The sequence below is a fragment of the Roseisolibacter sp. H3M3-2 genome (genome assembly GCF_029211165.1).
In the GTDB taxonomy this organism is placed as follows: domain Bacteria; phylum Gemmatimonadota; class Gemmatimonadetes; order Gemmatimonadales; family Gemmatimonadaceae; genus Roseisolibacter.
Genome location: NZ_JARGEK010000189.1, coordinates 1 through 9108, shown reverse-complemented (window position 1 = coordinate 9108; position 9108 = coordinate 1). Strand labels below are relative to the sequence as shown.

Annotated in this window: 11 protein-coding genes; 10 read left to right on the top strand and 1 reads right to left on the bottom strand. The window is 75.3% G+C overall.

What is annotated here, in order from left to right; genetic code table 11:
• Positions 1-982 (top strand): hypothetical protein (locus tag PYV61_RS15380; RefSeq protein ID WP_275833104.1); only part of this gene is annotated, 982 nt, incomplete at its 5' end.
• A 59-nt stretch (positions 983-1041) separates the two neighbouring features.
• A complete protein-coding gene (locus PYV61_RS15375; protein WP_275833102.1) occupies positions 1042-1326 on the top strand; it encodes a DUF4242 domain-containing protein in 285 nt (94 codons plus the stop codon).
• Positions 1327-1342: 16 nt separating this feature from the next.
• On the opposite strand, the gene PYV61_RS15370 is transcribed toward PYV61_RS15375, so the two are convergent.
• Positions 1343-1621, bottom strand: coding sequence for a hypothetical protein (locus PYV61_RS15370; RefSeq protein ID WP_275833100.1), 279 nt, complete (start codon positions 1619-1621; stop codon positions 1343-1345).
• Between PYV61_RS15370 and PYV61_RS15365 the strand changes: the two genes are divergently transcribed.
• The 8 genes from PYV61_RS15365 to PYV61_RS15330 all read left to right on the top strand — a co-directional run.
• On the top strand, positions 1587-3380 hold the full coding sequence (locus PYV61_RS15365; RefSeq protein WP_275833098.1) for a chemotaxis protein CheA: 1794 nt from the start codon (positions 1587-1589) through the stop codon (positions 3378-3380). The genes PYV61_RS15370 and PYV61_RS15365 overlap by 35 nt on opposite strands.
• Positions 3381-3621: 241 nt before the next feature.
• Entirely contained in the window at positions 3622-5703 is a 2082-nt protein-coding gene (locus PYV61_RS15360) for a methyl-accepting chemotaxis protein (RefSeq protein ID WP_275833106.1), read from the top strand.
• Between the two features lie 43 nt (positions 5704-5746).
• Entirely contained in the window at positions 5747-6304 is a 558-nt protein-coding gene (locus PYV61_RS15355; protein WP_275833096.1) for a chemotaxis protein CheW, read from the top strand.
• A gap of 130 nt (positions 6305-6434) precedes the next feature.
• Positions 6435-7265 carry a protein-glutamate O-methyltransferase CheR gene (locus PYV61_RS15350; RefSeq protein WP_275833094.1) on the top strand — a complete coding sequence of 277 codons (831 nt, stop codon included), beginning with the start codon at positions 6435-6437 and terminating at the stop codon, positions 7263-7265.
• Positions 7262-7795, top strand: a complete 534-nt coding sequence (locus PYV61_RS15345; protein ID WP_275833092.1) for a chemotaxis protein CheD — start codon at positions 7262-7264, stop codon at positions 7793-7795. The genes PYV61_RS15350 and PYV61_RS15345 overlap by 4 nt, the downstream gene beginning before the upstream one ends.
• A gap of 22 nt (positions 7796-7817) precedes the next feature.
• The gene (locus PYV61_RS15340; RefSeq protein WP_275833090.1) at positions 7818-8249 is read left to right on the top strand and encodes a response regulator; all 432 of its coding nucleotides are present in this window, start codon (positions 7818-7820) and stop codon (positions 8247-8249) included.
• Complete coding sequence (locus PYV61_RS15335) at positions 8209-8676, top strand: chemotaxis protein CheX (RefSeq protein WP_275833088.1); 468 nt, start codon at positions 8209-8211, stop codon at positions 8674-8676. Before PYV61_RS15340 ends, PYV61_RS15335 begins: the two co-directional genes overlap by 41 nt.
• Positions 8673-9108, top strand: a 436-nt coding sequence (locus tag PYV61_RS15330; protein ID WP_275833086.1) for a response regulator, incomplete at its 3' end; no start/stop codon positions are given. The genes PYV61_RS15335 and PYV61_RS15330, both read left to right, overlap by 4 nt.

The following is a 9108-nucleotide window of genomic DNA, read 5'->3' as shown; positions in this document are numbered from 1 at the left end:
CGCCGCGGACGCCGAGGCGGCGCGCGGCGCGTCGCTGCGCGGGGTGCGGGCCGTCAGCGCGCGCGTCGCGCGGGCGAGCAGGAGCCGCGGCACGAGGCTGCGCACCACCGACGGGGGCGCGACGTGGGCGCGGCTCGCGGTGGCGGGCGCCGACTCGCTCGACTTCCGCTCGCTGTGGGCGTTCGACTCGCTGACGGCGGTCGTCGCCAGCGCCGGCGAGGCGGCGGAGGGGCAGGCGCGCGTGTATCGCACGGCGGACGGCGGGCGCACGTGGGCGCTGGCGCACCGCGACACGACGCGCGGCGTGTTCTACGACGCGGTCGCGTTCTGGGACGCGACGCACGGGCTGATCCTGAGCGACCCGGTGGGCGGGCGCTTCGTGACGCTGGCGACGCGCGACGGGGGTCGCAGCTGGACCCGCACGCCGCGCGAGGGGATGCCCGACGCGCTGGAGGGGGAGGCGGCGTTCGCGGCCGGCAACGCCGCGCTCGCGGTGGCGGGGCGCACGCACGCGTGGTTCGTGACCGGCGGGTCGCGCGGCGCGCGCGTGTACCGCAGCGAGACCGGCGGCGCGCGGTGGGACGCCGTCCGCGCGCCGGTGCAGCCGGCGGCGGCGAGCGCGGGGCTGTTCGCCGCCGCCTTCCGCGCGCCCGACGTCGGGGTCGTGACCGGCGGCGACTACGCGCGCGCCCGCGACGGGAACCGCCAGTTCGCGCGCAGCGCCGACGGCGGGCGCACCTGGATCGCCGACGAGACGGGGGGCGCGCCCGGCTACTGGTCGGGGCTCGCGCACGTCCCCGGCTCGCGCGGCGCGACCTTCGTGGCGGTGGGGCTCGCCGGCACCGCGGTCTCGCGCGACGACGGGCGGAGCTGGGGCGTGGCCGACACCGTCGGGCTGCACGCGGTCAGCGTCGCGCCGCAGGGCGCGGCGTGGGCGGTGGGGCCGCGCGGGCTCGTGCTGCACGCCCCGTCGGTGCGCTGAGGTTGCGCCGCCCCGGCGCGGTGGGCAACGTCCGACCGAGACCCTCCACCGTCCGAGCCATGCCCAAGTTCCTGATCGAGCGCCAGGTCCCCGGGGCCGGCGAGCTCTCGCGCGACGAGCTGATGGCGATCGCGCAGCACAACTGCGCCGTGCTGGAGCAGATCGGCCCCAAGGTGCAGTGGGTGCAGAGCTTCGTCACCGGCGACCGGCTGACCTGCGTCTACATCGCCCCCGACGAGGCGGCGGTCCGCGAGCACGCGCGCCTCGGCGGCTTCCGCGCCGACCGGGTCGAGCGGATCGTGACGACGATGGACCCGACGAGCGCCGAGCCGGGCGCCGGCTAGGGGCCGGCGGGCCCGCTCAGGCCGCGGCCTCGAGCATCGCTAGGACGCGCCGCGCGAGCAGCCGCGTCGGCGCGTCGGCCGTCTGCACCAGCAGCTGGAGCACCGGGCGGAAGCGCGCGCCCCCGTCCTCCGCCAGCGCGGCCCACGCGGCCGGACGCACCGCCGCGCCGTGCGGCATCGACGCCGGCTCGACGACCGCGCGCGCCAGCCCCGCCGCGGCGTCGCCGTCGCCCGCCGCGGCCGGCCCCGACCCGGCCGACGTGCTCCCGACCGACGTCGACCTCGACCTGCTCAAGGACTTCCTGGTCGAGAGCCGCGACTGCATCACCGGCAGCGAGGCCGCGCTCCTGGCGCTCGAGCACACGCCCGACGACATGGAGGCGGTCAACACCGTCTTCCGCGCCTTCCACACGGTGAAGGGGACGTCGGCGTTCATCGGGCTGGCGCGCATGACCGCCTTCGCCCACGAGGCCGAGTCGCTGCTGTCGCGCGTGCGCGACCGCGAGATCGCCTACACCAAGGCGTGCGCGACGCTGTCGCTGCGCTCGGTCGACATGCTCAAGGCGCTGCTCGACGCGGTCGAGGAGACGCTGCGCGCCGACGGGCCGGGCGGCGCCCTCGACCGCCCCGACGGCTACCAGGCGCTGATCGACGCGCTGGTGGGCTACGACGGCAGCGCCGCGGCGCCCGCCCTCCCGGCCGCGGCCGCCGCGGCGCCCGCCGCCGACGACGAGCAGGGCCCGCAGGCCGAGCGCCGGCAGGGGGACCGGCGGCAGGGCGACCGGCGCCAGGGCGACCGCCGCCAGGGAGGGAACGAGGCCGACCAGTTCCTGCGCGTCCGCACCGACCGCCTCGACCGCCTCATCGACATGGTCGGCGAGCTGGTGATCGCGCAGTCGATGATCTCGGGCGACGAGCGGCTGGCCGGCGCGGCCCGCGGCCAGGGCGCCACCGGCGCGCACCACGAGCTGACCAAGAAGATCACGCACGCCGGCAAGATCGTGCGCGAGCTGCAGGACCTGAGCATGTCGATGCGCATGGTCCCGCTGAAGGGCACCTTCCAGAAGCTCACCCGCCTGGTGCGCGACGTCGCCGCGAAGCTCGGCAAGGACGTCGAGTTCGTGACCGAGGGCGAGGACACCGAGATCGACCGCAACATGGTCGACGTGGTGGGCGACCCGCTCGTGCACATGGTGCGCAACGCCATCGACCACGGCGTCGAGGGCCCCGAGGACCGCCTGCGCGCCGGCAAGGCGCGGCAGGGGCGCGTCAAGCTGTCGGCGTACCAGGCCGGCGGGAGCGTCATCGTCGAGCTGCAGGACGACGGCAAGGGGCTCCACCGCGACAAGATCGCGCGCAAGGCGATCGAGCGCGGGCTGATCGAGTCCGACCGCGGGATGACCGACTCCGAGGTGTTCCAGCTCATCTTCGCGCCGGGCTTCTCGACGGCCGAGAAGATCACCGACGTGTCGGGGCGCGGCGTCGGCATGGACGTGGTCAAGCGCAACATCGAGAGCGTGCGCGGGCGCGTCGAGATCGCGTCGGAGCCCGGGAAGGGGACGACGTTCTACGTCCGCCTCCCGCTGACCCTCGCGGTCACCGACGGGATGCTGGTGCGCGTGGGCGCCGAGCGGTACGTGGTGCCGACGACCAACATCCACATGAGCTTCCGCCCCGAGCGCGCGATGCTGCAGACGGTCGGCGGGCGCGGCGAGGTGGTCACGCTGCGCGGCGAGGTCATGCCGGTCGTCCGCCTGCACCGGCTGTTCAACGTCGCCGGCGCGGAGGAAGACCCGACGCAGGCGCTGCTCATGATCGTCGGCGACGGCCACCAGCGCCGCACCGCGCTCCTGGTCGACGAGCTGCTCGGCCAGTCGCAGGTGGTCGCCAAGTCGCTCGGCGACGGGATCGGCGCGGTCGGCGGGATCGCCGGCGGCGCGATCCTCGGCGACGGGCGCGTGGGGCTCATCCTCGACGTCGGCGACATCGTCGCGCTGGCGCAGAGCGGCGAGGCGACCGCCGAGCGCCCCGAGACGCGCCGCGCGGTGGCCTGAGCGCGCGGATCGCGTACGCTGCCGTACGCGGCGCGGGGCCGGCGAGCGATGCTCGCCGGCCCCGCGTGACGTTTCCGATAGGAGACCCGCGGGTGCGGATTACATGTTCGTCGAAGTGGGGTCCGGGCCGTCAAGGCCCCGAACCGGGTGTCGAGACTGCGCACGTGGAGCATCGACTCCGCACCTGCGACGCACGGACGCGACGGGGTGCCCGACACCGGACCCCCAAGGGGTGACCGCCATGCAGTGGTTCGACGACCTGCCGATCCGCGCCAAGCTCCTCCTCGCCTTCTTCGCCTGCGCCCTCGTCACCGCCGGCGTCGGCGGGCTGGGCGCGCGCGGGATGCAGCGTCTGGCCGACGCCGACGCGCGGATGTACGCCAACATGACCGCGCCGCTCGGCGAGCTGGGGGCGCTGGCCACCCAGGTCCAGCGCGTCCGCGTCAACCTGCGCGACGTGATCCTGTCGCAGACCGACGAGGAGGCGGCGCCGTACGCCGCCCGGATCGACACGCTGAACGCCGCCATCGACACGCTGGCCGCCGGCTACGAGCGGACGATCCTCTCCGACTCGATGCGCGTGCTCTTCAAGCGCTTCGAGGACCGCCGCGCCGCCTTCGGGCCCCTGCGCGACAGCATCGTCGCGATGGGCCGCGCGCAGAACGACTCGGGCGCGCTGGCGCTGCTGCGCGGGCCCGCCCTGGCGGTGCAGAAGGACATGGAGGGCGCCGTCCTCGCCATGCAGCAGATGAAGGTCGGCCAGGCGGAGGCGACGTCGCGCGAGAACGGCGCGCTCGCGGCCTCGACCCGCACCCTGTCGCTGGCGGTGGTCGCGGCCGGCTTCGTCCTCGCCCTCGGCGTCGGCTACGCGACGGCGACGCGCTTCTCCCGCACCGTCCGCGAGATCGCCGAGCGTGCGCAGCGCCTCAGCGCCAACTGCGTGGCCGCGCTGCGCGGCGGGCTCGAGGCGATCGCCCGCGGCGACGCGAACGTCGAGGTGGTCCCGACCACCCAGCCGCTCGCCGTGACGTCGCGCGACGAGTTCGGGGCGCTGACGACCACGCTGAACGACCTGATCGCGAGCACGCAGGCCACCGTCGCCGCCTACGGCGACGCGCGCGCCGCGCTGAACGCCGCCATCCGGCAGACCAACGACGTGGTGGGGTCGGCGCGCGCCGGCGACCTCTCGGCGCGCGGCCGCACCGACGGGCTGTCCGGCGCCTACCGCGAGCTGGTGCAGGGGCTGAACGACACGCTCGAGGCGGTGGTCGTCCCGATGCGCGAGTCGACCGCGACGCTGGAGCGCCTCGCCGCCCGCGACCTCTCGGCGCGCGTGACCGGCGAGTACGTCGGCGACCACGCCCGCGTGCAGGTCGCGGTGAACGCGGCCGTCGACGCCCTCTCCGCCGCCCTCGGCCAGGTGCGCGAGTCGAGCGAGCAGGTGGCCGCCGCCAGCGAGCAGATCGCCGGCGGGAGCCAGTCGCTGGCGCAGGGCGCGAGCGAGCAGGCCGCGGGGCTCGAGGAGATCGCCGCCAGCGTGACCGAGCTGTCCGCGATGGCCGAGCGCACCGCCGGCAACGCGCAGGAGGCCGACACGCTGGCCCGCGAGACGCTGACCGGCGCCGCCGAGGGCGCGGCGCGCATGCGGGAGCTCGCCGGCGCGCTCGACGCCATCCGCACGTCGGCCGCCGAGACGGCCAAGATCATCCGCACCATCGACGAGATCGCGTTCCAGACGAACCTGCTGGCGCTGAACGCCGCGGTCGAGGCGGCGCGCGCCGGCGACGCCGGCCGCGGCTTCGCGGTGGTCGCCGAGGAGGTGCGCGCCCTCGCGCTGCGCTCCGCCGAGGCGGCGCGCAACACCTCGGCGCTGATCGAGGAGAGCGTGCAGCGCGCCGGCGGCGGCGTGGCGCTCGGCGAGCGCGTGGCGGTCGAGTTCGAGGAGGTGTCGCGGCGCGTCGCCCGGACCTCGTCGGTGGTGGCCGAGATCGCGGCCGCGGCCGGGCAGCAGACCGAGGGGATCCGCCAGATCACCGGCGCCGTCCACGAGATGAACGGCGTCACGCAGCAGAACGCCGCCAACGCCGAGGAGAGCGCGTCGGCCGCCGCGGAGCTGAACGGCCAGGCCGAGCGGCTGCAGCGCGTGGTCGGGGAGTTCCGCCTCGCCGAGGGCGGGGCGCCGCCGGCGGCCCGCGACGACGACGACGCGGAGTGGGAGGAGGTGCTGCGCCGCGGCGCGCCGGCCGCGACCCCGGCCCCCGCCCCGGCCCCCGCGCCGCCGGCTCAAGCCCGGCGCCACGCCCGCCGACACTCCCACGCGTGAGCCTCCGGCCACGTCCCCCCTTCCGAGCCCCGAGACCCGTCCCATGAGCACCGCCACCCCGACGCCCGCGGCCCAGGACCGCGGCGGCAAGTTCCTCACCTTCTACCTCGCCGACGAGGAGTACGGCGTGGAGATCCTGAAGGTGCAGGAGATCATCGGCATGCAGCCGATCACGCGCGTCCCGCGCACGCCGGCCTTCATCCGCGGCGTCATCAACCTGCGCGGCAAGGTCATCCCGATCATGGACCTGCGCGAGCGCTTCGGGATGGAGAGCGCCGAGGCCGCGCTGCAGGGCGCGAGCGAGGCCGACGTCCAGGCCGCCGAGGCGGTGCGCTGCATCATCGTCGTCCAGGTGGTGAACCCGGCCGGGCAGGCGGTGCCGGTGGGGATCGTGGTCGACCGCGTGAGCGAGGTCTCCTCGATCGGCGGCGGCGAGATCGAGGACGCGCCGAGCTTCGGCTCGGGGGTGCGCACCGAGTACCTGCTCGGGCTCGGGAAGGCGCAGGGGCGCGTGAAGCTGCTCCTCGACATCGACCGCGTGCTGGCGGCGGACGAGCTGGAGCAGCTCGCCGAGTCCGAGTCGGTCGACGCCGCGGCCTGACCGCGGCGGGGGAGAGGGGACGCGGGGGCGCGGCGCCGGGACAGGCGCCGCGCCCCCGCGCCGCGTTCCTCCCCGAATCGTCACGGAGGCGGAGTTCATCCGCCCCCCCGGGGTGCCGACACTGGGGACCATGAGCACGCTCGTCGCCGATTCCGACCTCTCCGCGGCCCACTTCCGCGAGATCAGCCGCACCGTCTACGACATCGCCGGCATCCAGCTGCGCGAGGGGAAGGAGGGGCTGGTCCGCGCGCGGCTGGCGAAGCGGCTGCGCCAGCTCGCCATCCCGACGTTCGACGCCTACCTCGACCAGGTGCGCGCCGACCCGCGCGAGCTGGCCGAGATGATCGACCTGCTCACGACCAACAAGACCAGCTTCTTCCGCGAGTCGGCGCACTTCGACTACCTGCGGGACCAGCTCCTCCCGTCGCTCGGCGCGGGGCCCGTGCGCATCTGGAGCGCCGGCTGCTCGAGCGGGGAGGAGCCGTACACGCTGGCGATGGTGCTGCGCGAGACGTGGGGCGCCGACCTGGGGCGCCGCGACGTGAAGGTCCTCGCCACCGACATCTCGCGCCGCGTGCTGGCGACCGCCGCCGCCGGCGTCTACCCCGACGCGCTGCTGGAGGACGTGCCGGCCGAGCTGCGCCGCCGCTACTGGACGCGCGCCGAGACGCCGGGCGCCCGCGGCGCCGCCCCGGGGTGGCGCGCGGCCGACGCGCTCCGCGCGCTGGTGACCTTCGCGCCGCTCAACCTGATGGGCGCGTGGCCGATGCGCGGCCCGTTCCAGGCGATCTTCTGCCGGAACGTGATGATCTACTTCGACAAGGCGACGCAGCAGCAGCTGGTGAGCCGCTACTACGACCTGCTGGCGCCGGGCGGGCACCTGTTCGTCGGGCACTCGGAGAGCCTGAGCGCGCTGTCGCACCGGTTCGCCTACGTGCAGCCCGCGGTGTACCGCCGATGACCGCGCCCCCGGCCCAGGAGCGCTCGGTGCTGTCGCTGCGCGCCAAGGACATCGTCGTCGGCGTGGCCGACGTGCGCCTCGCGAAGGACCCCGGGGAGCGGCTCATCACGTACGCGCTCGGCAGCTGCCTGGGGATCGTGATCCACGACCCGGTGGCGAAGGTCGCCGGGCTGCTGCACGCGATGCTCCCCGACAGCTCGATCGACCGCGCCAAGGCGGAGCGCAACCCGGCGATGTTCGTCGACACGGGGGTGCCCCTCCTGTTCCGCGAGAGCTACCGCCTCGGCGCCCGGAAGGAGCGCATCGTCGTGAAGGTCGCCGGCGGCGCGCACAGCGGCGCCACCGAGGCCGAGGACACGTTCCAGATCGGCAAGCGCAACCTGATCATGCTCCGCAAGCTGCTCTGGAAGAACAACGTCCTCCTGCACGCGCACGACGTCGGCGGCTGCCAGACGTCGCGCACCCTGGTCGTCGACGTCGCCTCCGGCGCGGTGACCGTCCGCTCGCACGGCGCCGAGTCCCCGCTCTGACGCCACGCCCACCGCACCCCGTATGGCCTTCAACGTCCTGGTCGTCGACGACAGCGCCGTGATGCGCTCCATGATCACCCGCGTCGTGAAGCTGAGCGGCGTCCCGCTCGGCGCGTTCCACGAGGCGGGCAACGGCGAGGAGGGGCTCGCGAAGCTGCGCGAGCACTGGATCGACCTCGTCCTGCTCGACATCAACATGCCGGTGATGAACGGCGAGGAGATGCTGCGCCGCCTCCGCGCCGAGCCCGAGACGTCGCGCCTCCCGGTGATCGTCGTCTCGACCGAGAGCAGCGAGACGCGCGTCCAGGCGCTCGAGGAGCTCGGCGTCGCCTTCGTCCACAAGCCCTTCACGCCGGAGGACCTGCGCGCGACGATCCTGCGCGTGACCGGCGTCACCCCTGACGACGAGTACTATGCCGTCCCCGCTGCTGACGGCGGCGACTTCGACTTTTGAGTCGCTGGCGCTGCTCTTCGCCGAGGCCCCGCCCACCGCGGCGCAGGCCGAGGCCCCGCTGACCCACGCCGCGCGCGTCGCGTTCACCGGCCCGCGCGCGGGGACGCTGCACGTCGCGGTGAGCGACGACGTCGCCGTCGCGCTGGCCGCCAACATGCTCGGCCTCGACCCCGACGCCGTGCGCGGCGACGAGGCGCTGCGCCGCGACGCCGTGGGCGAGCTGGCCAACGTGGTGTGCGGCAACGTCCTCCCGCTCGTCGCCGGCCGCGAGGCCGTGTTCCACCTCGCGGCGCCCGCCGCGTGCGACCCGTCCGACGCCGCCGCGCCCCCCGCCGGCGCGCTGGTCGAGGTCCTCGGCGTCGACGACGGCCGCGCCGCCGTCACGCTCTCCCTGGACGCCCCCGCCGCGCCGCGCCCCCTGCCGTGATCCGCGTCCTCATCGTCGACGACTCCGCGCTCGTCCGGAAGATCCTGAGCGACGAGCTCTCGAAGCACCCGGACGTCGAGGTCGTCGGCACCGCGATCGACCCGTACGTCGCGCGCGAGAAGATCGCGCGGCTGCGCCCCGACGTCCTCACGCTCGACGTCGAGATGCCGCGCATGGACGGGCTGAGCTTCCTCGCGAAGCTGATGCGCCACTTCCCGCTCCCGGTCGTCGTCGTCAGCTCGCTGACGCCGCGCGACAGCGAGCCGGCGGTGCGCGCGCTCGCCCTCGGCGCGATCGAGGTCATCGCCAAGCCCGGCTCGGCATTCGCCACCCAGGGGATCGGCGAGGAGCTGGTGCGCGCGGTGCGCGGGGCGGCGCGGGCGCGGGTCGGGCCGCGCGCCGAGCCGGCGCCGCTCCCCGCGGCGGCGCCGG

Excerpts from the sequence above, each read along its gene's own strand:
- PYV61_RS15375 (WP_275833102.1), top strand. The coding sequence starts at position 1,042 with ATGCCCAAGTTCCTGATCGAGCGCCAGGTCCCCGGGGCCGGCGAGCTC.
- PYV61_RS15360 (WP_275833106.1), top strand. The coding sequence starts at position 3,622 with ATGCAGTGGTTCGACGACCTGCCGATCCGCGCCAAGCTCCTCCTCGCC.
- PYV61_RS15355 (WP_275833096.1), top strand. The coding sequence starts at position 5,747 with ATGAGCACCGCCACCCCGACGCCCGCGGCCCAGGACCGCGGCGGCAAG.
- PYV61_RS15350 (WP_275833094.1), top strand. The coding sequence starts at position 6,435 with ATGAGCACGCTCGTCGCCGATTCCGACCTCTCCGCGGCCCACTTCCGC.
- PYV61_RS15345 (WP_275833092.1), top strand. The coding sequence starts at position 7,262 with ATGACCGCGCCCCCGGCCCAGGAGCGCTCGGTGCTGTCGCTGCGCGCC.
- PYV61_RS15340 (WP_275833090.1), top strand. The coding sequence starts at position 7,818 with ATGGCCTTCAACGTCCTGGTCGTCGACGACAGCGCCGTGATGCGCTCC.
- PYV61_RS15335 (WP_275833088.1), top strand. The coding sequence starts at position 8,209 with ATGCCGTCCCCGCTGCTGACGGCGGCGACTTCGACTTTTGAGTCGCTG.